The organism is Alloyangia pacifica (genome assembly GCF_003111685.1).
In the GTDB taxonomy this organism is placed as follows: Bacteria; Pseudomonadota; Alphaproteobacteria; order Rhodobacterales; family Rhodobacteraceae; genus Salipiger; species Salipiger pacificus_A.
This window is the reverse complement of the sequence record NZ_CP022192.1, coordinates 178,110-198,877: the sequence shown is the minus strand read 5'-3', so window position 1 is coordinate 198,877 and position 20,768 is coordinate 178,110. Positions and strand designations below refer to the sequence as shown.

At 67.3% G+C, this 20,768-nt stretch carries 21 protein-coding genes; 11 read left to right on the top strand and 10 right to left on the bottom strand.

The genetic code is table 11. From position 1 onward, the window contains the following. The first annotated feature begins 63 nt into the window (after window positions 1-63). The 11 genes from CEW88_RS22455 to CEW88_RS22400 all read left to right on the top strand — a co-directional run bounded on the left by CEW88_RS22455 (window position 64) and on the right by CEW88_RS22400 (window position 12,733). Entirely contained in the window at window positions 64-1,896 is a 1,833-nt protein-coding gene (locus tag CEW88_RS22455) for a hypothetical protein (protein ID WP_108970608.1), read from the top strand. After that, the gene (locus CEW88_RS24630; protein ID WP_159099705.1) at window positions 1,886-3,247 is read left to right on the top strand and encodes a hypothetical protein; all 1,362 of its coding nucleotides are present in this window, start codon (window positions 1,886-1,888) and stop codon (window positions 3,245-3,247) included. Before CEW88_RS22455 ends, CEW88_RS24630 begins: the two co-directional genes overlap by 11 nt. A 26-nt stretch (window positions 3,248-3,273) precedes the next feature. Beyond that, window positions 3,274-4,350, top strand: coding sequence for a glycosyltransferase family 2 protein (locus tag CEW88_RS22445; RefSeq protein ID WP_108970627.1), 1,077 nt, complete (start codon window positions 3,274-3,276; stop codon window positions 4,348-4,350). 46 nt (window positions 4,351-4,396) lie between these two features. Beyond that, window positions 4,397-5,011 carry an acyltransferase gene (locus tag CEW88_RS22440; protein ID WP_235939668.1) on the top strand — a complete coding sequence of 205 codons (615 nt, stop codon included), beginning with the start codon at window positions 4,397-4,399 and terminating at the stop codon, window positions 5,009-5,011. Next, window positions 5,008-5,895 carry a glycosyltransferase family 2 protein gene (locus CEW88_RS22435; RefSeq protein WP_108970606.1) on the top strand — a complete coding sequence of 296 codons (888 nt, stop codon included), beginning with the start codon at window positions 5,008-5,010 and terminating at the stop codon, window positions 5,893-5,895. The genes CEW88_RS22440 and CEW88_RS22435 overlap by 4 nt, the downstream gene beginning before the upstream one ends. 48 nt (window positions 5,896-5,943) lie before the next feature. Next, entirely contained in the window at window positions 5,944-7,392 is a 1,449-nt protein-coding gene (locus tag CEW88_RS22430; protein ID WP_108970605.1) for an oligosaccharide flippase family protein, read from the top strand. Continuing rightward, complete coding sequence (locus tag CEW88_RS22425; RefSeq protein WP_108970604.1) at window positions 7,385-8,404, top strand: sulfotransferase; 1,020 nt, start codon at window positions 7,385-7,387, stop codon at window positions 8,402-8,404. The genes CEW88_RS22430 and CEW88_RS22425 overlap by 8 nt, the downstream gene beginning before the upstream one ends. Beyond that, complete coding sequence (locus tag CEW88_RS22420) at window positions 8,401-9,660, top strand: polysaccharide pyruvyl transferase family protein (RefSeq protein ID WP_108970603.1); 1,260 nt, start codon at window positions 8,401-8,403, stop codon at window positions 9,658-9,660. The genes CEW88_RS22425 and CEW88_RS22420 overlap by 4 nt, the downstream gene beginning before the upstream one ends. A gap of 415 nt (window positions 9,661-10,075) precedes the next feature. After that, complete coding sequence (locus CEW88_RS22415) at window positions 10,076-10,789, top strand: sugar transferase (RefSeq protein WP_108970602.1); 714 nt, start codon at window positions 10,076-10,078, stop codon at window positions 10,787-10,789. 685 nt (window positions 10,790-11,474) lie between these two features. Continuing rightward, window positions 11,475-11,981 carry an acyltransferase gene (locus CEW88_RS22405; RefSeq protein WP_254694583.1) on the top strand — a complete coding sequence of 169 codons (507 nt, stop codon included), beginning with the start codon at window positions 11,475-11,477 and terminating at the stop codon, window positions 11,979-11,981. Beyond that, window positions 11,981-12,733 (top strand): SGNH/GDSL hydrolase family protein, encoded by a 753-nt coding sequence (locus tag CEW88_RS22400; RefSeq protein WP_108970600.1) that lies wholly within the window; start codon window positions 11,981-11,983, stop codon window positions 12,731-12,733. The genes CEW88_RS22405 and CEW88_RS22400 overlap by 1 nt, the downstream gene beginning before the upstream one ends. Here the strand turns inward: CEW88_RS22400 and CEW88_RS22395 are convergent. From CEW88_RS22395 to CEW88_RS22350, 10 genes are all read right to left on the bottom strand, one after another. Beyond that, window positions 12,718-13,203, bottom strand: coding sequence for a glycosyltransferase (locus CEW88_RS22395; protein ID WP_108970599.1), 486 nt, complete (start codon window positions 13,201-13,203; stop codon window positions 12,718-12,720). The genes CEW88_RS22400 and CEW88_RS22395 overlap by 16 nt on opposite strands. Then, window positions 13,200-13,649, bottom strand: a complete 450-nt coding sequence (locus tag CEW88_RS22390; RefSeq protein WP_108970598.1) for a UDP-N-acetylglucosamine--LPS N-acetylglucosamine transferase — start codon at window positions 13,647-13,649, stop codon at window positions 13,200-13,202. Before CEW88_RS22390 ends, CEW88_RS22395 begins: the two co-directional genes overlap by 4 nt. 228 nt (window positions 13,650-13,877) lie before the next feature. Then, window positions 13,878-14,150: a hypothetical protein gene (locus CEW88_RS22385; protein WP_235939659.1), complete on the bottom strand. Its 273-nt coding sequence runs from the start codon at window positions 14,148-14,150 to the stop codon at window positions 13,878-13,880. 62 nt (window positions 14,151-14,212) lie between these two features. Further along, window positions 14,213-14,926: a NapC/NirT family cytochrome c gene (locus CEW88_RS22380; protein ID WP_108970597.1), complete on the bottom strand. Its 714-nt coding sequence runs from the start codon at window positions 14,924-14,926 to the stop codon at window positions 14,213-14,215. A gap of 26 nt (window positions 14,927-14,952) precedes the next feature. Then, complete coding sequence (locus tag CEW88_RS22375; protein WP_108970596.1) at window positions 14,953-15,396, bottom strand: nitrate reductase cytochrome c-type subunit; 444 nt, start codon at window positions 15,394-15,396, stop codon at window positions 14,953-14,955. A gap of 37 nt (window positions 15,397-15,433) precedes the next feature. Next, entirely contained in the window at window positions 15,434-16,339 is a 906-nt protein-coding gene (gene napH / locus CEW88_RS22370) for a quinol dehydrogenase ferredoxin subunit NapH (RefSeq protein WP_108970595.1), read from the bottom strand. Continuing rightward, window positions 16,336-17,169, bottom strand: a complete 834-nt coding sequence (napG, locus tag CEW88_RS22365) for a ferredoxin-type protein NapG (RefSeq protein WP_108970594.1) — start codon at window positions 17,167-17,169, stop codon at window positions 16,336-16,338. Before napG ends, napH begins: the two co-directional genes overlap by 4 nt. A gap of 44 nt (window positions 17,170-17,213) precedes the next feature. Next, on the bottom strand, window positions 17,214-19,706 hold the full coding sequence (gene napA, locus CEW88_RS22360; protein WP_108970593.1) for a nitrate reductase catalytic subunit NapA: 2,493 nt from the start codon (window positions 19,704-19,706) through the stop codon (window positions 17,214-17,216). A 3-nt stretch (window positions 19,707-19,709) separates the two neighbouring features. Beyond that, a complete protein-coding gene (locus CEW88_RS22355; RefSeq protein ID WP_108970592.1) occupies window positions 19,710-19,982 on the bottom strand; it encodes a chaperone NapD in 273 nt (90 codons plus the stop codon). Further along, complete coding sequence (locus tag CEW88_RS22350; RefSeq protein ID WP_254694582.1) at window positions 19,979-20,443, bottom strand: ferredoxin-type protein NapF; 465 nt, start codon at window positions 20,441-20,443, stop codon at window positions 19,979-19,981. The genes CEW88_RS22355 and CEW88_RS22350 overlap by 4 nt, the downstream gene beginning before the upstream one ends. Window positions 20,444-20,768 lie beyond the last annotated feature (325 nt).

The following is a 20,768-nucleotide window of genomic DNA, read 5'->3' as shown; positions in this document are numbered from 1 at the left end:
CACCGCGCCGAAGGAGCGGGAGATGTCCGGCAAAATCCCGTCGCGGCGGGACTGGAGGCAGCGATGACCGACCGTGGAACACTCGACACCGGCCTGACGCTCTCGGTGCTGGATGTCCTGCAGGCGGTGAAGCGGAAGATCCTGCCAAGCCTGCTCGCCGGGCTGGTCGTGGGCGCGATCACCTACCTCGCGCTGCTGCCGATGCCGCCGCTCTACAGCGCCACGTCGATCGTCTGGTTCGACGAACGTGAAGAGCGGCTTCTGACCTCGGAGTCCGCCTTCGCGGCGCTGGCGGATGACACCAAGGTGACCTGGGTCAACGAGGTGGCACCGATCGTGAAGGAGGCGGCGATCATCCAGTCGGTGCCTGTGCTGACGCGGGTGGTGAACGATCTTGATCTGGTGCTGCAGCCCGGGGCGCTGCGCTCGAAGCGGGTGCTCATCAAGGAAACGCTCAAGGATCGGATCAAGCCGATAGTGCCCGCCGCTCTCATTTCGGGCGAGGACGAGGCGCTGCCCGCCATGCCGCCTGGCGGCACGGCGGCGGACACGCCGCTCGAGGTGATCCAGCAGCTCGCGGCAGTGATCGAGACCAACACCAACGAGCTCACACAGCTCATCTCGATCACCGTCACCTCGCCCGATCCGCAGGCCGCGACGCGGATCGCCAACCACCTGCCCGAGGCCTTCCTGCTCGAGTACAATGGCCGGGTCAACGCGGCGAGCGCCGAGATGGTCGCCTGGCTCGATGCGCAGTTGCAGAGCATCCGGACGCGGATCCAGTCCGCGCAGACCGACCTCAGCAGCGATGCCGTCGCGCTGCGGCAGATGACCCATGACGCGGACGTTGCGCTCTACCGCGACTTGCTCAAGCGCCGCAACGAGGTGCAGCAGTTGCAGAACATCCAGTCGCACCCGATCCGCGTGGTCAGCAGGGCCACCGTGCCGAGCGATCCCGCCGCCGCCGGACCGGGCCGCTTCGCGCTTGCCGCGACCGCCGCCACCTTCATCGCCGCCTCGCTCGTCTTCGCCCTGCGCGAGCTGTTGAACAAGAAGCTGCGGTATCCGCGGCACTTCGAAGAGCTCGGGCTGCACGTGCTGGCGGCGGCACCGGACCGTGGCAGGAACCGGCCGCTTTTCGACGAGTCGATCCGCCGGCTGCTGTCGCTGGCGATGCCCGACCTGCGCAAGGGGCCGGTGGCGATCGGCTTCACCTCGGGGGCGGCGCAAGAGGGCAAGACGCTGGTCGCACGGGAGGTCGCACGGGCGGCCGCGCGCAGCGGATTGCGCACCGTCCTCGTCGAGGCCGACCTGCGGCACCCCCAGTCGCGCGGCACCGCCGGACCCCGGCAGCACGGGCTTGCGGAGCTGCTGGCCTCGGGGCGCGGCCCGGACGGCTATGTCGTGGAGGAACCGGGCGAGGGCGCGCTGCCGCTCTACATCCTGCCGAGCGTCGAGGCCTCGCAACACCCGACCGAGCTGCTGGCCTCGCTGCACATGACGCAACTGCTGGCCCGGCTGCGAGAGACATTCGAGCTGGTCGTCTGCGACATGCCGCCGGTGTGCATGACCGCCGACGCCGAGGCGCTGGCGCCGCAGCTCGATGGCACCGTGCTGGTGGTGCGCCACGGCCATGCCGGGCTGGCGCGGACGAAATCCGCTGTGGCGCTGCTTGATCGGGGCGGGGACAATCTCATAGGTGCCTTTGTCAACGACTGCCCGCCGCAGTTCCTGTCCGAACTCTACGGGCGCGGGCCTCTCGACTACGGGTTCACCCCGGCGCGCCCGGGGGAGTCGGCCAAGGACGGCGCAGCACCGGAGGGCGCGCGCGTCAACGCGGGCTCGAAGGTCAAGCTGCTGCCACTGAACCGGGACATGCGCTCCGATGTCGGTTGAGGCGCTCAAGGGCGGGCCAAGACGCCGCGCCACAAGGCTCAGCGCCGCTGCCGTGCCGCGGGTGCTGCCGCTGTCGGTGAGCCTGTTCCTGCTGTCGCTCTTCATCGCCTTCCAGATCAGCCTCGGGCCACTGAAACTCTCGGCCTCGCGCGGCCTGCTGCTGGTGCTGCTGGTGCCCCTGACGCTCCGGGTGCTGCGCGGCGGCGCGGGGCGGCTTCTGGTCTCCGACCTGGCGATGGTCGCCTTCTGCGTCTGGGTCTTTCTGGGCATGACCCTGCGCCACGGGCTGGCCGAGGCCATCGAGTTCGGCGGCATCAATACGATCGAGACGCTGGGGGCCTATTTCCTCGGGCGTTGCATGATCCGCGATGCCGAGAGCTTTGCCGCAATGGTCCGCGTGATGTTCGGCATCGTGCTTTTCCTGACGCCTTTTGCCCTGCTCGAGACGGTGACCGGCTACAACCTCCTGCTGCATCTGACCAACGCGATCCTGCCCTCGCAGCCCGAGGTGCCGCCGCTGCGCCGGTTGGGGCTCGAACGGGTGCAGGCGACGCTCGATCACCCGATCCATTTCGGCATCTGCATAGGGGCGTTCGTTGCCCTGACCTACCGGGTGCTGGGCTACGGCCAGCTTGCCGTTCCGCGCTGCGCGCGGGCCGGGCTGGTGGGGGGCGTCGCCTTCCTGTCGCTGTCGTCCGGGGCGCTCATCGCGATGGTGCTGCAGGTCGCGCTGCTGGTCTGGAGCGCCCTCACCAGGCGCCTCCGCGAACGCTGGTTGCTGTTGGCGCTTGTCGCGGGCGGACTCGTGGTCTTTGAGCTGTCGACCGGTTTCTTTCTCGACCTTGTCATCGGCACGATCGCCTTCAACCCGGACACGGCCTTCAACCGGGTCCGGATCTTCGGCTTCGCGCTCGCGAACATCCGCACCGCGCCCCTGTTTGGCATCGGCCTCGGGGACTGGGTGAACCTGCCGGGCATGTCCGACAGCATCGACATGTTCTGGATGCTGGTCGCGCTGCGGCACGGCATTCCCGCGGGTCTCTTGATGCTCATCGGCTTTCTGTGGCTGCCCCTGACCCTCGGGGCGCGCAAGATCCCCGACCCGCGCGTGCGCGCCTACCGCGAGGGCTATGTGGTCACCCTTGCGGCGCTCTTCCTCGCGCTCTGGACGGTGCACGTCTGGCGCGAAGCCTATGTCCTCGTGATCTTTCTGTTGGGCAGCGGGTCGTGGATGCTCGGGACCGGCCCCGCGCCGCACAACGGGCCAAAGCGTAGGGTGCCCGTGACCTTTTCCCGAAGCTCCCGCCTCTCCGCGCTGTCCGGAATGCCGTCTCCCTCCCGGTCAGCCTGACTCCCATGCTTGCGATTGGAATGCCCATGTCACACCTCCCTGCAGCCCGGACCGCCGAGCCCCCCGCGCAGGCGCCATGCCCGCAGGCGGCGCGCAGCGCGGCGCCGCCGAGGCCGCTGCGCCTGTGGTCCGCCGGTGACGCGGCGCGCCTCGGTCCTCCCGAAGTGTCGATCCTCATCGTGAGCTACAACACGCGCGCGCTGACGCTGAAGGCGCTCGAGACCCTGCTCGCGGCGGGCGGCGACGTGCTGGCCGAGGTGATCGTCTACGACAACGCCTCGCAGGATGGCTCGGCCGAGGCGATCCGCGAGAGATTTCCCCAGATTCAAACCGTTGCGTCGCCCGAGAACCTTGGCTTTGCCAAGGCCAACAACCTGGCGAGCCAGCTGGCCCACGCCGAGATGCTGCTGCTGCTCAACCCCGACACCGAGACCTACGCCAACGCGGTGGCGAACCTGCTGGCCTTCGCGCGCCGCAATCCGCAGGGCGGGATCTACGGTGGCCGGACGGTCTTTCCCGACGGCTCGCTCAACCCGGGCTCCTGCTGCAATCGGATCTCGATCCACAGTCAGCTGTGCCGCGCGCTCTATCTCGACAAGCTTTTTCCGGGCAGCGGCTTTTTCAACGCCGAGGCGATCGGCAACTGGAAGCGTGACAGCGAGCGCCGGGTGGATGTCGTCGTCGGCTGCTTCCTGATGATCCCCAAGGCGCTTTGGGACAGGCTGGGCGGCTTCGATCTGAAATACTTCATGTACGGCGAAGAGGCGGACCTGTGCCACCGCGCGCGGGCGCTTGGCTACACGCCCATGGTGACCCCCGAGGCGACGATCATGCACCTTGTCGGCGCCTCGACCAACGTGCGCGCCGAGAAGATCCTCCTTGTCGGGCAGGCCCGTGCTACACTCATCCGCGAGCATTGGGCGCCCTGGAGCGTGCCCATAGGTCTTTTCCTTCTGTGGCTTTGGTCCGCGGTGCGGTTTTTCTTCTACAGGTTGCAGGCCCTTGTGTCGGGGCGGCCGGATCATCCCGGGCGGCTCACCTGGGATCGGGTCTGGCGTGAGCGCAATCATTGGTTGCGAGGGTACGAAGAAATTCAGGATTAGATAGAATTATTCTTGGGGGCGACGTTTCATGCCGAAGAAGAATGCGATGTCCCGCTTTCGCCGGTTCCTCAGATTGCTCGGCGCGGTGATCGACCCGCGCGCCTACCTGCACATGCTCAGGGTGATGAACTTCTACAATTACAGCCACGTGGCGCCGCTGCGCCGCATCCACCGGGGCAGGGGGGTGACGATCTCGCCCACGGCCTGGTTTTCCGAGCCGGAGCGGATACGGCTCGGCGACGGGGTGCATGTGAACGGCGGCTGCATTCTCTGGGCCGGGCCCTCGACCGGGGCGATCATCGTCGGCGAGAACGCGCTCTTTGGCCCGAACGTCATGGTCACGGCGGCGAGCTACCGCTTCAACGACGGCCAGCCGGTGACCGATCAGGAGATGGAAGAGCGCGATGTCGTCATCGGGCGCGATGTCTGGCTGGGCAGCGGGGTGACGGTGCTGGCGGGCTCCGAGATCGGCGATGGTTGCGTGGTCGGCGCGGGCAGCGTGGTGCGGGGCCGCTTTCCGCCCTTCTCGATCATCGCGGGCGCGCCCGCGCGGGTCGTGGGTCAGCGCAGGCCGCCATGGCCGGTGAAAATGGCGGATCTCAAGGTCATCGAGGAGCCGTCTGAAGGCGGCGCGGCGCAGGACGAGAGGAACACCGGATGAGCCCTCCGAAGAGCCCGGCCGCGGCGGTCATCATCCCCCATTACAACGACCTGGACCGCCTTGCGCGCTGCCTCGCGGCGCTCGAGCAAAACCCGCGCCCGCTGCCGGTCGAAGTGCTGGTGATCGACAACGGCTCGAGCGAGAGCCTCGAGGCGCTGGCCGCGCGCCATCCCGAGGTGCGCTTCGTCACCGAGCCCGGGCGCGGCGCGGCCACCGCGCGCAATCGCGGCGTGGCCGAAAGCCGCGCACCGCGGCTGTTCTTTCTCGACGCCGACTGCGTCCCTGCCGAGGATTGGCTGGCCGTCGCCTTCCGCCGCATCGAGGCGGCACAGATCGTCGGCGGGGCCGTGCGGATTTTCGACGAAACCCCGCCGCCGCGCAGCGGGGCGCAGGCCTTCGAGTCGGTCTTTGCCTTCCGGCAGGAGGACTACGTCCGGCACCACGGGTTTGCCGTGACCGCCAACCTGCTGACCTGGAGACAAATCTATGAGGACACCGGGCCACTGACCCACGGGCTCGCCGAGGACAAGGACTGGTGTCACCGCGCGCGCGCCAAGGGCTACCGGATCGACTATGCGCCCGATCTCGTGGTCGCCCACCCCAGCCGCTCCGACTGGCCGGCGCTGCGCAGGAAGTGGCTGCGGCTCACCCGCGAGAGCTTTGCCTTGGCCCACCCCGGACAGGCCGCCCGCCTGCCATGGATCGCACGCGCGGCACTGGTCACGCTTTCGCCCTTCGGACATCTGCCCAAGGTGCTGTTTTCGCCGCGGCTCGGCTCGGCGGCAGAGAGGAGGCGGGCGGCCTCGACCCTCTTCCGGCTGCGCTTTGTCCGCGCGGGCTGGATGCTGCGGCAAGCCATGGGGAGGCCGCTCGATGAAGCGTGAGAGGACCGGAATCCCGTCTTGCCGCGCGCCCATCGGCGGAGGGTCGCAATGATCCGCAGCGGCCTCTTCATCTTTGGCGGCAACGCGCTCGGCGCGCTGTTTCTCTTCGTGCGCAACGTCTTCCTCGCCCGGCTGCTGCCGCTCGAGGATTACGGGGTGGCGATGACCTTCGCGATCATCGTCGCGGTGCTGGAGCTGGCCTCGAACATGGCCGGTGACCGGATGCTGGTGCAGGCCGAAGATGGCGACGATCCCCGGCTCGAGAACACGATGCACCTGCTCGAGATCGCCCGCGGCATGGGGCTGGCGCTGCTGCTCTTTCTGCTGGCGCCGCTGCTGGCCGACTTCTTCAAGGCGCCCGAGGCGCTGCCGGCCTTCAAGACGCTGGCGCTGGTGCCAATGATGCGTGGCTTCCGGCATCTCGACATCTTCCGCGTGCAGCGGCGGCGGGAGTTCCGCGGTATCGTCATGACGCCGCTGGTGGCGCAGCTTGTCGCCTGTCTTGCCGTGGTGCCGCTGGCCTACTGGCTGCGGGACTACCGGGCGATGATGCTGTCGATCCTGATCCAACACGCGCTGATGGTTCTGCTGTCGCACGTCTATGCCGAGCGCCGCTACGGCGCCGTCTTCGACCGGGAGCTGATGCTGCGCATCGTCGGCTTCGGCCTGCCGCTGATGATCAACGGGGCGCTGATGTTCGTGGTGATGAACGGCGAGCGCCTGATCGTCGCGAACCGGATGGGGCTGGCCGAGCTGGGCTGGTTCAGCGCCGCTCTGACGCTGGCGCTCACCCCGACGCTGATCATCGGCAAGACGCTGCAGACCCTGATGCTGCCGCTGCTTTCCGAGCGGCGAAACGCGGGCAGCGGCTTTCAGGAGGTGGTGCAGGTCTCGCTGCAGGTGCCGCTGCTGGCGGGGCTGGCCTTTGCGGTCGTCATGTCGATCATCGGGCCTTGGGTCTTCGTGATGCTCTTCGGCGCGAAGTTCGCGGCGGCCGTCGACCTGCTGGTGCTGCTCTGCATCGCCCAGGGGCTGCGCGTTGCCCGCTCCGGCCCTTCGACCATTGCGGTGGCGACCGGCCAGACCAGCAATCCGATGCTCGCCAGCCTGGTGCGGGTCAGCGTGCTGCCGGTCGCGATGGCGGCGGCGCTCTGGCTCGAGGCCGATCTGCGGCAGATCGTGCTTATCTCGATCGTCGGCGAAGTGCTCTCCGGCCTCACCTCGATCGCGCTGGTCCGGCACCGGGTCGGCCTGAAGGCCGGGGTGATGATCTGGCCGCTCGTCCTCGCCGGGGCAAGCTTCGCCCTGCTGGTCCTGGTCACCGAGATCGCGCCGGTCCCGTCGGATCCTGCCCACGTCTTCAGCCTTCGGAGCCTCTTGCTGCTCGTCGCCCTGCTGTGCAGCGCGATGACCATGCAGGAGGCACTGCGCTTCCTGTCGCTGAGGCTGAAGCGGAGCGCTGCCCCCTCCGCAAAGAGAGGCCCCGCGAATGGATAGTGCCAACGCGGCGGGACCGCGTCTCATCCACATCGGCTACCACAAGACCGGGACGACCTGGCTCCAGCGGACGCTCTTCGTGCCCGAGAACGGCTATGTCCAACTGCTGGACCACCGCGAGATCTTCGAGACGCTGGTCCGGCCCTACCCGCTGGCCTTCGATCCCGAAGAGGTCGCCGCCCGCGTCGCCGGCCCGCTCGCGCAGGTGCCGGTGGGCTGTGTGCCGATGCTCTCGTCCGAGATCCTCTCGGGCAACCCGTTCTTTGGCGCGCGCGACTGCCTGCTCTGCGCCGAGCGGCTGAAGATCTGTTTCCCGCGGGCGCGCATCCTCATCACCATCCGCGAGCAGCTCGCCGCCATCGTCTCGACCTACATGCAATACCTGCGCCGCGCCGGAACCCTGTCGCCGCAGGACTTCTTCGACGCCCGGGTCGAGCCGGGCTACGGCGCCTTCGATCACAGGCACTTTCAATACGACCGCCTGGTGGCGGAATACCGGCGGCTCTTCGGGGCGGGCAATGTGCTGGTGGTTGCCAACGAGGCGCTGGCCGCCGACCCCATGGCCGTGGCGACCCAGGTGGCCGAGTTCAGCGGCATCGCCGGGCCACGGCAGGTCAACCGCGCGCGGGTCGGCGCCAGCGCCCCCGAGGCAGCGGTCGGCGCCCTGCGTGTGGTGAACCTGCTGCGCAGCGGACCGACCTCGACCGCGACATTGGTGGATCTCGGCGCCGCCGGGCATTGGCTGCACCGGGGCACGTCGAAGCTCTTCCAGCTGCCGCCGTGGCGGCGCTACGCGGCGGGCCGCCGACCGGTGCTCGAGGTGGTGCGCCGCCGCTACGCTGGCGCCTTTGCCGAAAGCAACCAGCGGCTGCTCGAGATGATCGGGCCGACGCCGGGCCTGTCGCGTTACGAGGGCGTCTCGATGACCGGGTCGGACACCCATTTCGCGCCGGATCCGGAGGGGCAGGGCGCGTCACGCGCGGCCACCACGTTGAATTCGAGCGGGGCATGACGCGCATGAGCCCCATGCCGCGCGACCCGGGAGGGGAACTGGTCATCGGCCTTCTGGGGCACACGGTCACTTCGTCGAACCTAGGGATCGGCGCACTGACCCTCTCCGACATCCGCATTCTCGAGGAGGTGGCGGCGACGCTCGGACGGGGCATCCGCTTCGAGCTGACCGCCTGGCACGAGCCGCACCCGGTCTACATCGAGCGGCCGAACCTGCGCTATCACCCGCTGTCCCGCGGCTTCATCCTGCGCCGCGACGGGCTGCGGGCGATGGCCCGGCGCTGCGATCTGGTGCTCGACATCTGCGGCGGCGACAGCTTCACCGACATCTACGGCCCCAAGCGCTTCGTGATGCAGCTCGCCGCCCAGGCAGCGGTGACCGGCACCGGCACGCCGCTCGGCTTTGCGCCCCAGACCATCGGCCCGTTCAATCGCGTCTGGGCCCGGCGCGCCGCTGCCTGGATCCTGCGCCGCGCCGCCTTTGTCTGCGCGCGCGATGCGCTGTCCTCGGAGTATGTGCGGAGCTTCGGGGACGATCGCATCACCCTGATCGAGGCCACGGACGTCGCCTTTCACCTGCCGTATGCGCCGCGCGCCAAGGCACATGAGGTCGACGGGAAGATCCATGTCGGGATCAATGTCTCGGGTCTGCTCTTCGCGGGCGGCTACACCGGCAAGAACGAGTTCGGCCTGAAGATGGACTACCCGACACTGCTGCGGCGCCTCATCCGGGAGTTCTCGGAGCGGGACGACTGCGTGGTGCACCTCATCGGACATGTGATCATCGACAGCGCCTCGGGCGCGGGAGAGGACGACCAGCGCGCCTGCGAGCAGCTCGGCGCGGAATTTCCGGCAGTGATCGTCGAGCCACCGGCGCCCGGGCCCAGCGAGGCAAAGAGCGTGATCTCGGCCATGGATTATGTCTTCGGGGCGCGGATGCATGCCTGCATCGCCGCCTTTTCCTCGGGTGTGCCGGTGCTGCCCATGGCCTACAGCCGCAAGTTCCTCGGCCTGTTCGGCACGCTCGGCTATGGGCATGTCGCCGATTGCCGCACCGCAAGCAGTGCCGAGGTCGAGGCGCTGATCCTCGACGGCTTCGACAAACGGGTCCAACTCGCCGCGCAGATCGAGAGCGCCAACCACGAGGCGCTGCGGCGGCTCGATCTCTACCGGAACTTTCTGGCAGGGGTGCTTTCCGTGCCAGACCGCCGCGTCGCGGCGCCGGGGCGCGCGCCCGAGCCGGATATCGAGGCGTAACGTTTCGGTGATCTGGCTGGAGCGCACGACGCGCGCCGCAATTGTCCTCGGACTGCGCGGTAGATTGGCATTTCCCGACAAGGCACTGCACGCCGCAACCGCCATGGGCGAAATCCCGCAGGAAGATCGACCTAGACGTGCAAATTGGCGCGCAATGAATTAATTATAAGGAATCGGCGGAGCCGGGATCTGCGACACCCTTTCTGCGGACCGCCGACGTAAATTTCATGCATATATGGTGCTTCGTCAACGTGGTGACGAAGGGCAAGTCTCTCGCGCTGCGCGCGGCATATTGCCCGGACCGTGTGAAATATCCCGTGAAATATTTCGATAGCGATCTCTGCTTTTCATCCTGAAATCTATGATTTCCGGCGCGTAATCCGCGTCTGAATTGGAAATCCTCTGGGGGACCAATATGAAAATTAGAAGATTTGGCATCACGTTCGACTGGGTCACCCTCCTCCACGGCTCACCCCTTGAGCTCGACCCGGTCTTCGGCGCCCGGGGAGGGAGCCTCGGGCATGTGTTCTATCGGAACGTCGGCAAGCGGGTTCTCGATCTGACGCTGGTCCTGCTGTCCGCCCCGTTGACCCTTGTCCTGCTGCTGCCCTTGGTGCTCCTTGTTGCGACGGATCGGAGCAACCCTTTCTTCAGCCAGATCCGGCTTGGGCGGGGAGGACGGCATTTCCGAATGTGGAAACTGCGCTCGATGGTGCCGAACGCGGAAGAGCTGCTCCATGCGCACCTCGCGGCCTGCCCCGAAGCGCGAGAGGAATGGGAGCGGGACCAGAAACTGAAGCAAGACCCGCGGATCACCAAGCTCGGCCATTTCCTGCGCAAGTCCTCGCTCGACGAGCTGCCGCAGTTCTGGAATGTCTTCGTCGGTGACATGAGCGTGGTCGGCCCGCGTCCCATGCTGGAAACGCAGCGCGCGCTCTATCCCGGCAACGACTACTACGAGCTTCGGCCCGGCATCACCGGCCTCTGGCAGATCGAGGCACGGAACCAAACGTCCTTTGCCGACCGCGCGCGGTTCGACACCGGCTACAACAACGGACTGTCGCTGAAAACGGATCTGCGGATCATGCTGGCGACGGTCTTCGTCGTCTGCTCCGGCACGGGCCACTGAGGAGCGGCCTTTCGCCTTCCCAAGAGCGGGGTCACCGCCGGATCGACGCATCGAAAGGTGGGGGCGGGGGGTGCGTCCAGCGACCGCGTCCCGCGGCTATGTCCGCGAGGCTGGCGACCGCCAGAAAAGTGCCATGGCGACCGCCACGAGCGGCCATACCAGACACAGGGCGTCGCCAAGCACTGCGTGACGCCACGACCTGTGGCCATGCCGCCTGCGCTCGCGGTGAGTGAGGGTGAGCGCGACGACGACGGTCGCCAGATAGGCAAACAGAAGGATGTTCAGGAGGCTCATCACGTGCTCCAACCTCGTCGAATTGCCCGGCTAACGCGGAACTGTACTGGCCAAGGGGGGAACTCTCTGCAGCCTAGCATAAGACCCGGCACATTGTCGCATTTATTGCCACAATATTAGAGTGCGTTCGGCGAGAAATGGCGCATCTGGAACGAGGTTAGGAAAATCTGGTTTTTTTGGTCGGCCTGGCCGAATTTTTTAGGAGCGATATTGCGAATCATTATGATATGTTTCGTGAATTGATGGAGCGTTACAGAAAAATAAATCAATGGGTGTTGGGCGGCCTTGGTTGATTGAACTGCTACACCCATCAGATCACACTTGAGGTGCATGGAGGAGAATTGGAAACCCAGGCGGTGATAATTCATGACCCATTGGATTGGCGATTTACATGGTGGATCAAAGCGTTCCGAAGATGAAAAAGGCGCGCCGGCGGGGGCTGAACCGTCTCGCGCCGCTGCGCAATCTGCTGGTGTCGCTGCGCCGGGCCTATCTGGTGCACGTCTGGAAGATGGACCTTGACCCGAGCTGCCAGTTTTCCTTGTCGGCCAAGTTCGACCGGACCTTTCCGATCGGTGTGCATGTCGGCAGGGACAGCTACGTCGCCTTCGAGGCGCGGATCCTGACCCATGACATGACCCGGGGGCTCTACTTGCACACGCGGGTGGGCCGGAATTGCTTCATCGGCGGGCGGGCGCTGATCCTGCCCGGGGTCGAGATCGGCGACAACAGCGTGGTGGCGGCGGGCGCAGTGGTGACGAAGTCCGTGCCCCCGCGCAGCATCGTCGCGGGCAATCCGGCGCAGATCGTCCGCTCGGACATCGACGTGGGGCGTTTCGGACGGTTCATCTCCGCCGACGAGACCGAAAGTCGGCTCGCGTCGGCCGGGGAGACCTGATGCTGCCTTCGCGGCCCGGGTCCGCTCTGCTCATGACCCTCGTCACGCTCGGGCTTCTGGGCGCCGGCTTGGTGCTGGCCCGCTGGGCGGGAGTCGAGCTGCGGCCCGTGCCCCGGCTCGGGGACCGGCCCTTCGCGCTGGCCCTGCCCGAGGGGCGGCCCATCCGGCTCGCCGTGCTCGGCACCAGCCTGACCGCGGGAGAGCCCTGGCCCGGGGAGGTGGCGGACCGGCTGAGCACGTGCATCGGCCATCCCGTGGCGCTCTTGGTTATCGCGAAAAACGGCGCGGGGTCGGAGTGGGGGCTGACGCAGGTGGCGCAGGTCGCCGCCGGGCAACCGGACCTGCTGCTTGTCGAATTCGCGATCAACGATGCGGATGTGACCGGGGGGATTTCCCTGGCGGGCTCGGCGGAGGCGCATGTCGCGCTCGTCCGTGCGCTGCGCGCCGCATCTCCCGCCACGACGATCGCGCTGATGACGATGAGCCCGGCACAGGGCCTGCGCAGCCTGAGCCGGCCGCGGCTGCGCGCGCACTACCAGCAATACCGGACCCTGGCCAAGGACATGGGCCTGGGGTTGATCGACCTCTACCCGAGGTGGCTGGCCCTGCCGCCCTCGGCACGCGGCCTGTCGAGGGACGGGCTGCATCCCGAGCCGGACACGGCGGCACATCTCATAGCCCCGGTGATCGTCGAGGCCGTGGCGCAAGCGCTCACGGGAACCGGCTGCAGCGAGCGTCAGCGCAGGTCGTGAATGAAGCTGTGAAGCCGTTCGATCAGCGCCAGATGCTCGGGGCTGGGGGCGCTGTCCTCGCCGGCCGCATCGAGGCCGGGCCTCAGCAGGAGCCGCTCGAGGTCGCCCTGTTCGAAGGCCACGTGCACGCCGCGCAGGCCCTTGACGTGGCGGACCGTCGCCATCTGGTGATCGTTGCGGTGCTCGCCGAGTGCGGCGCGCCGGGGAAAGAGGATCAGCGGCTTTCCGAAGCGCCGGGCCGAGAGGATCGAGCCGATCCCGGCGTGCGACACCACGACCCGCGCTTCGCCGAAGAGCGCGCTGAACTCATGTGGGGGGAGCGTCTGCCGCGTGTCCAGATTGGCCCAATGTCCCGCGACCGAGGCGCCCACCTGGGCGATCACTGGCTCGGCGAGCCGCGGCGCGATGGCATCGAGCGCATCGATCAGCCGCGGAAAGGGCAGCTGCGTCCCGACGGTGGCGAAGATCACAGGATGGACCCTGCGTATTCGACCTGCGCCTCCCGGGCCACGTGCTCCCACTGGCTCAGCCGAAGATGCGCAACATGGCGGGCGAGCCGCCCAGAAGTGGATAGGCATTCGGCGTTGGCGACGCTGTCGATCCACACCCCCTTGGCGCCGACCAGACGCCCGGCCACCAGCGCGATGAGCCCCGGCAGCGCACCGGTGGTGACAATGACGTCGGGACGCTCGCGCAGCACGATGCGGCAGACGGTCGCAAAGCAGCGAAGTGCCGCGCGCGGCGTGTTCTGATTGCAGTCAGGGATGATCGCCGCAGGCAGGGCGCCGAAATCGTCTGGCAGCCCTCGCAGCGTGGTCAAAAAGAAGACCTCGTCGCCATCGAAGGCGTCGCGGACCCGTTGGAGCTGCTGCCAATGCCCACCCGCCGAGGCAACCGCGAGGATCTTTTTAGACACTTCCAATCTCCTTTTCGAAAATGCCAAGCAGCGGCCGGGGCCGGGCGTCGATCTTCTGAAATTTGATACTGGAATGAACCAAGCTGCGCGCAGGCGCAGGCCGAGAGACCGGGCGCCCCCGAAAGACGGCGCGCGGTCGATCAAGGATACACCAGGACCGAGGCAGGCCTAAGCGGATTCACACGCGGCGCACGGCCCCGGCGATATGAAGCTCAGCTCTGCCGCCGATCACACCCGCGCGCCCTTGCGGCGCACGGCGCAGCCGATCAGCCCGGCAAGGATGCCGATGAGTGTCGAGATGCTGTATTCCAGCGTGGAGATCGGCACATGGGCGGACTGGTGACCGCCGAGAATCAGCGGCGAGAGCACGCCGATCGCGCCGCCAAGGATCATCGCGACGATCCAGTTCCGCGTCGTCATGCCGAGCGTGACGCCAAGGATGCCCGGCAGGCCAAGGATGCTGCCCCCGATGGTGCCGAGAAGATCAAGCAGGCTCAGCATGGTCGTGTCTCCCTACGTTGCTGGCGCGGCGGTCTGCACGGGCCGCTCCGGCGCCCTTCGGATCAATCGGCGGAAATGCCCAGATAGGACTTGATCGAGGCGACATCGACGCCCCCCGATGCATCCTGCAGCTTGGTCTGCGCGAGCGTCTCGACGACGTGCTGGTACTCCTCGAGGTACCCCGGGGCGAGATCGTGGGCGATGCCCTGGTGGCAGTCGATACAGGTCATGTCCTCGTCGAGCGCGCGCTGGTGGTTCTGCGCTGCCCGGGTCTCCTGGATGGTGAAATCCATGTATTCGAAAGCGTGGCAGTTTCGGCATTCGCGGCTGTCGGTGGCCTTCATCTTCTTCCACACCGCCGCCGCCATCTCGAGCCGCCGGTCTTCGTATTTCTCCGAGGTGTTTATGGTGCCCATCACCTCGTGGTAGACGTCCTTCACCGCCATGATCTTGGCCTTCATCTTGTACTGCCACTCGTGCGGCACGTGGCAGTCCGAGCAGATCGCCCGCACGCCCGAGTGGTTGTTGTAGTGGATGGTCTGGCGGTACTCGCCCAGGTTGGTCTCCATCGAATGGCAGGAGGTGCAGAACTCCTCGGTGTTGGTCAGTTCCAGCGACCAGTGGAAACCGCCCCAGAAGAGGATGCCCGCCAGGAACCCCGCGATCAGCAGGAAGCCGGTGCTGAACAGCCCGGTGGGGCTCCAGAAGGCATCCCAGATGCGGAGCAGAATGTTGCGGCGGCCGGGCTTGTCGCCGTGCGTGTTGTTGTCCGGCATCTCGTCTCTCCCATTGGGCCGTTGCTTCAGCGCATTTCGCTGGAGGCTTCGAAGTCGTTGCCGACCAGCGCCGGCGCATCCGCCTGCGGGACGTGGCACTGATTGCAGAACCAGCGGGTGCCGGCGACGGTGTCGAGCTGGTTGCCGCTGCGGTCGAGGTAATGGGTCATCGACAGTGTCGGGGCGCCGCGGTCGCCGGCGTTGCTCCAGTCGTGACAGCTGAGGCACTGGTTGGTGCGCAGGTCGATCTGGTACTGGGTCATGGAATGGGGGATGACCGGCGGCTGCTGGCGGTAGTTCCGCACCTCGCGGCCCAGCTGCTGGGGATAGACTTCGGGCGGCTCAAGTTCCTGGTCGACCGACGCGCCGCGCAGATCCTGGACGCCTCCCGAGGTCTGTGCGACGACCAGCCCCGCGACCAGCAGGGGCGAGGCGAAGGCGGCGATCTTCGCGATGACCGTCAGTTTCATGGGCGCTCTCCTTAGTTGTCTCGCAGGGAAAATCCCCTCAGGCGGCGGTTGTCCCGGAGCGGTCCGGTGGTGGCAGGACTTCGACGTGCTGGTCGAAGCGGTGGGTGAACTCGAAGACATTGACCGAGCAGACATCGACGCAGCGGCCGCAGTTGGTGCAATCGGGCGAAAGGATCAGCGGCGTCTTGCCCGGCGCGCCGCGCAGGGCGGGGGCGATGACGTGGTTTTCGGGGCAGACGGCGAAGCACTCCATGCAGTCGTCGCAGGCGGCGCGTCTCGTGGCGCTGACGCGCAGCAGGCTATGCGTGCCCAGCAGGCCGTAGAAGGCGCCCACCGGGCAGAGATGCCCGCACCAGCCGCGGCGCGAAACCAGCAGGTCGAAGAAAAAGACCAGCGCCACGAGCGCCCAGGCAAAACCCATGCCGAAGACCAGGCCGCGGTGCAGCATGGTGATCGGGTTGACGACCTCCCAGGCGATGGTTCCGGTCAGCGCCGAGACGACGAGCACCATGGCCAGCAGCCACAGCCGGGTGTGCCGCTTCGGCTGCCAGCCCTTCTGCAGGCCGAGCCTCGCGTGCAGCCAATGCGCGGCATCGGTCACCGGGTTGATCGGGCAGACCCAGGAGCAATAGACCCGCCCGCCGATCAGCGCGTAGGCGGCGAGCACGATCAGGGCGCCGATCAGCGCCGTCAGCTCGGGCAGGTGCCCGGCGACGAGGCTCTGCGCCAGAACCATCGGGTCGGTCAGCGGCAGGATGCCAAAGCTCCGCGAGCCCGCCAGCGTGCCCGCCACCCACCACAGCCCGAACCACGGCCCAAGCAGGAAGAGCCCGAGGAAAAAGGCCTGCGACAGCCGCCGCAGGAGCAGGAAGCGATGCGCCCGCCACCAGCCCTTGAGGCGGATCGCCTCTTCGCCGACCGGGAGGTGCGTTCTTGCCGTCATTCGCCCGCTCCCGGCACGGGGGCGCCCGGAAGCCTGAAACTGGGCTCGAAGCCGCCCGGCGCGGCACGGGTGTCGGTGCCCGGCCCGGGCAGGCGGTCGGGCAGATCGATGATCCCCTCGACCAGCGGGCCGCCATGCTCCTCCATCTCTTCCCAGCCCTTGCGGTAGTGCGCGGCAGGGGCCCCGCGGGCGAGCCGCAGCGGCAGCACCTTGATCGCCGCCTCGGGCAGCACGCAGCTCTTCTCGCATTTGCCGCAGCCGGTGCAGTGCTCGGCGTGGACCGTGGGCGCAAAGATCGCGTGATGCCCCGAGCGCTCGTTGTGCGAGGGCTCGAGGGTGATCGCGGCGTCGATCACCGGGCAGACCCGGTAGCAGACGTCGCAGCGCAGCCCGAGGAAGTTGAGGCAGTTCTCCTGGTCGACCAGCACGGCGCTGCCCATGCGCGCGGCGTCGATATCGGTGAGCGCCGGGTCGAGCGCGGCGGTGGGGCAGGCGGCGACGCAGGGGATGTCGTCGCACATCTCGCAGGGCACCTCGCGGGCGGTGAAGAAGGGCGTGCCGGTGGCCGGTCCGTCCTCGCCCAATTCCGCCAGCGCCAAGGTGTCATAGGGGCAGTCGCGCACGCAGAGCCCGCAGCGGATGCAGGCCGCGAGAAAATCCGCTTCGGGCAGGGCGCCGGGCGGGCGCAGCGCCTCGGCGGGCAGGGCGCGGGCTTCATGGCCGAGCCAGGCCAGCGCCCCCCCCGCCAGCGCGCAGCCGCCCGCCATCCGCGCGGTGTCCATCAGGAACCTTCGGCGTTGCGGCGACAGCGGCGTGGCAGCGGCGGGCATCACGGGCCTCCTCTGACGTCTCCCTCAGGGCCGGTGGGATCGGCTCACACGCGCTCGACCTTGCAGGCGCACTTCTTGAAGTCGGTCTGCTTCGAGAGCGGACAGGTGGCATCGAGCGTCAACTTGTTGATCAGCTGGCTCTCGTCGAACCACGGCACGAAGACGAGCCCCTTCGGCGGCTTGTTGCGGCCGCGGGTTTCCAGCCGGCTGAGCATCTCGCCGCGGCGGGTCGAGATGTTGATCTCCTGCCCGCGCCGCAGGCCCCGCGCCTCGGCGTCCTCAGGGTGCATGAAGACGACGGCGGCGGGGAACGCCCGGTGCAGTTCCGGAACGCGACGGGTCATCGAGCCGGAGTGCCAGTGTTCGAGCACCCGCCCGGTCGAGAGCCAGAGGTCGTAGTCGTCGTCGGGCACTTCGGGCGGCGCCTCGTAGGGGGCAAAGATGATCTTCGCCTTGCCATCCGGGTAGCCGTAAAAGGACACCTCCGAGCCCTCGGGTACATAGGGGTCATAGCCCTCGCGGAAGCGGTAAAGCGTCTCCTGCCCATCGACCACGGGCCAGCGCAGCCCGCGCGCCTGGTGGTATTGCTCGAACGGCGCGAGGTCATGGCCATGGCCGCGGCCAAAGGTGGCATATTCCTCGAAAAGGCCCTTCTGGACATAGAAGCCGAAGTGCTGGGCCTCGACATTGTCGAACCCCTCGGCGGTCTCTTCGAGCGGGAACTTGTCGACAGTGCCGTTCTGGTAAAGCACCTCGTAGAGTGTCTTGCCGGCCAGCTCGGGCTTCTTGGCGACAAGCGCGTCGCCCCAGGCCTCCTCGACGGTGAAGCGCTTGGCGAATTCCATGAGTTGCCACAGATCCGAGCGGGCCTCGCCCGGGGCCATGACCTGCTGGCGCCAGAACTGGGTGCGGCGCTCGGCGTTGCCGTAGGCGCCCTCCTTCTCGACCCACATGGCGGCGGGCAGGATAAGATCGGCCGACATGGCCGTGACGGTCGGATAGGCGTCCGAGACGGTCACGAAATTGTCCGCGTTGCGATACCCCGGCCAGCCCTCCTCGTTGATGTTGGCCGCCGCCTGCATGTTGTTGTTGCACTGCACCCAGTAGGCGTTGAGATTGCCATCGCGCAGCGCGCGGTTCTGCTCGACCGCGTGCAGGCCGGGCTTGTCGGGGATGGTGCCCTCGGGCAGCTTCCAGATCTCCTCGGCATGGGCGCGGTGCTCGGGGTTGGTGACCACCATGTCGGCAGGCAACCGGTGCGAAAAGGTGCCCACCTCGCGCGCGGTGCCGCAGGCCGAGGGCTGGCCGGTCAGCGAGAAGGGCGAGTTGCCCGGCTCGGAGATCTTCCCGGTCAGCAGGTGGACGTTGTAGACCAGCCCATTCACCCATCCACCGCGCGTGTGCTGGTTGAAGCCCATGGTCCAGAGCGACATGACCTTGCGGTTCGGATCGGCGTATTGCTCAGCCAGACGTTCGAGCTGATGTGCCGGAATGCCCGACATCTCGGCGACCTTTTCCAACGTGTAGTCCGAGACCGCCGCGGCGTATTCGTCGAAGTCGATCGGGGTCAGCTCGCCCGAGTTGGGATTGGCGGCGGCCTGCTGCAACGGGTTGGTGTCGCGCAGCCCGTAGCCGATGTCCGTGGCGGTCCTGGTGAGGTTGACGTGCTTTTCCAGGAAGTCCCAGTTCACCGCGTCGGTCTGGATGATGTGATTGGCGATGTAGTTGAGGATCGCCAGATCGGTCTGCGGCGCGAACACCATGCCGTTGTCCGCGAGCTCGAAGCTCCGGTGCTCGAAGGTCGACAGCACGTGCACCTGCGCTCCGGGCTTGGTCAGCCGCGTGTCGGTGAGCCGCGACCAAAGGATCGGGTGCATCTCGGCCATGTTCGAGCCCCAGAGCACGAAGGTGTCCGCCTGCTCGAAGTCGTCGTAGCAGCCCATCGGCTCGTCGATGCCGAAGGCGCGCATGAAGCCGACCACCGCCGAGGCCATGCAGTGCCGGGCATTGGGGTCGATGTTGTTGGACCGGAACCCCGCCTTCATCAGCTTCGAGGCGGCGTAGCCCTCCCAGACCGTCCATTGCCCCGAGCCGAACATGCCGACCGAGGTTGGCCCCTTGGCGGCCAGAGCCGCCTTCCACTTCTCGGCCATGACATCGAAGGCCTCGTCCCAGCTCACCGGCTCGAACTCGCCGTTCTTGTCGTATTGTCCGCCCGACTTGCGCAGCATCGGCGTGGTCAGACGGTCGGCGCCATACATGATCTTCGACAGGAAGTAGCCCTTGATGCAGTTCAGGCCGCGGTTCACCGGTGCCTCGGGGTCACCCTGCGTGGCGACGACGCGGCCCTCCTTGGTGCCCACCAGCACCGAGCAGCCGGTGCCGCAGAAACGGCAGGGCGCCTTGTCCCAGCGGATGTCCGAATTGCCCGGGGTCTGGGCCAGCGCGGCGGGGGCGAGCGAGATGCCCGCGGCGGCGGCGGTGCTGGCGGCGGCGGTGGCCTTGAGGAAAGTCCTGCGCGAGTCCGAAATGGTCATGGGTCAGGTCTCCGGATGGGGGGCGGCGGGGGATGGGCGCTGCGGGGGCTCTTCGAAATGGTGGTAGTTGATGGTCAGCGAGACCACGCCGCGGATCTGGTGCAGCGACATGATGATGTCCGAGGCAAAGGCGGTGTCGGTGTCCTCGACCACCACCACCAGCCGGCCGTCTTCGGTTTCGGCATGCACCTCGACCCCGTCGAGCGCTTCCATCTGTGCCCGGGCCTCGGGCAGCGCGTCTCTTAGGACATGGACGAGGCAGCCGCAGATGTTCATCCCGAGCCCTCCGCCACGGGCGCGGGCCGCTCGAAGGCCACCGCCCCGGCAGGGCATGTGGCGGCGCAAGCGGCGCAACCGGTGCATTGCGCGGTGTCGAGCTCCGGCGCAGCCCGGCCGCCGGTCATCAGGCGGAAGCGGATGGCGCGGGGCGCGCAGGCGTCCTCGCAGGCGCGGCAGGAGATGCCATTGAGCGAAAGGCAGCTGTCGGTGATGACGGCGCGCCACGGCCAGTTGGACACTTCCTCGGAACGCAGGGCGCCGGTCTCGCAGGCCGCGGCGCAGGCGCCGCAGAACGTGCAGGCCGCTTTCGAAAAATCGACGACCGGCGTCGACCCTCCGGCGGGGCCCTCATGCCGGATCTCGTGACGGATGATGAGCGCTTCGGGGCAGGCGCGGGCACAGGCGCCACAGCCGTTGCAGAGCTGAGAAAACCCGGACTGCGCGCCAGGAGGCCGCATCAAAGGGGCGGAGGGGCGGGTCGGTTGCCCTCGCAGGAAGTCGCGTCTGCTGTGCTGGGTCGTCATGGACGTCCTGGCCTTCCGATGTCTCCGCGATCAATCCTGCGGACTCTTGATATGAGTCCGAGACTGCCACAGGTTGTGCTCCCTAGAAACCTCGCAGTGCTGGAACTCCGAAAACCGTCGAAAATCCGCCAGTAGGGCGGGGATGCTCCAGCGGGGCGGGGCGGGGCGGAACTTTGCGGCGCCTTGGGGTGCGGCCCGTCAATGGAATAGAAAAAGCCGAGGGCCATGGGCCCCCGGCTGACGGTTTTTGACCGGTCGT

Excerpts from the sequence above, each read along its gene's own strand:
- CEW88_RS22455 (WP_108970608.1), top strand. The coding sequence starts at position 64 with ATGACCGACCGTGGAACACTCGACACCGGCCTGACGCTCTCGGTGCTG.
- CEW88_RS24630 (WP_159099705.1), top strand. The coding sequence starts at position 1,886 with ATGTCGGTTGAGGCGCTCAAGGGCGGGCCAAGACGCCGCGCCACAAGG.
- CEW88_RS22445 (WP_108970627.1), top strand. The coding sequence starts at position 3,274 with ATGTCACACCTCCCTGCAGCCCGGACCGCCGAGCCCCCCGCGCAGGCG.
- CEW88_RS22440 (WP_235939668.1), top strand. The coding sequence starts at position 4,397 with ATGTCCCGCTTTCGCCGGTTCCTCAGATTGCTCGGCGCGGTGATCGAC.
- CEW88_RS22435 (WP_108970606.1), top strand. The coding sequence starts at position 5,008 with ATGAGCCCTCCGAAGAGCCCGGCCGCGGCGGTCATCATCCCCCATTAC.
- CEW88_RS22430 (WP_108970605.1), top strand. The coding sequence starts at position 5,944 with ATGATCCGCAGCGGCCTCTTCATCTTTGGCGGCAACGCGCTCGGCGCG.
- CEW88_RS22425 (WP_108970604.1), top strand. The coding sequence starts at position 7,385 with ATGGATAGTGCCAACGCGGCGGGACCGCGTCTCATCCACATCGGCTAC.
- CEW88_RS22420 (WP_108970603.1), top strand. The coding sequence starts at position 8,401 with ATGACGCGCATGAGCCCCATGCCGCGCGACCCGGGAGGGGAACTGGTC.
- CEW88_RS22415 (WP_108970602.1), top strand. The coding sequence starts at position 10,076 with ATGAAAATTAGAAGATTTGGCATCACGTTCGACTGGGTCACCCTCCTC.
- CEW88_RS22405 (WP_254694583.1), top strand. The coding sequence starts at position 11,475 with ATGGTGGATCAAAGCGTTCCGAAGATGAAAAAGGCGCGCCGGCGGGGG.
- CEW88_RS22400 (WP_108970600.1), top strand. The coding sequence starts at position 11,981 with ATGCTGCCTTCGCGGCCCGGGTCCGCTCTGCTCATGACCCTCGTCACG.
- CEW88_RS22385 (WP_235939659.1), bottom strand. The coding sequence starts at position 14,150 with ATGCTGAGCCTGCTTGATCTTCTCGGCACCATCGGGGGCAGCATCCTT.
- CEW88_RS22380 (WP_108970597.1), bottom strand. The coding sequence starts at position 14,926 with ATGCCGGACAACAACACGCACGGCGACAAGCCCGGCCGCCGCAACATT.
- CEW88_RS22375 (WP_108970596.1), bottom strand. The coding sequence starts at position 15,396 with ATGAAACTGACGGTCATCGCGAAGATCGCCGCCTTCGCCTCGCCCCTG.
- napH (WP_108970595.1), bottom strand. The coding sequence starts at position 16,339 with ATGACGGCAAGAACGCACCTCCCGGTCGGCGAAGAGGCGATCCGCCTC.
- napG (WP_108970594.1), bottom strand. The coding sequence starts at position 17,169 with ATGCCCGCCGCTGCCACGCCGCTGTCGCCGCAACGCCGAAGGTTCCTG.
- napA (WP_108970593.1), bottom strand. The coding sequence starts at position 19,706 with ATGACCATTTCGGACTCGCGCAGGACTTTCCTCAAGGCCACCGCCGCC.
- CEW88_RS22355 (WP_108970592.1), bottom strand. The coding sequence starts at position 19,982 with ATGAACATCTGCGGCTGCCTCGTCCATGTCCTAAGAGACGCGCTGCCC.
- CEW88_RS22350 (WP_254694582.1), bottom strand. The coding sequence starts at position 20,443 with ATGCGGCCTCCTGGCGCGCAGTCCGGGTTTTCTCAGCTCTGCAACGGC.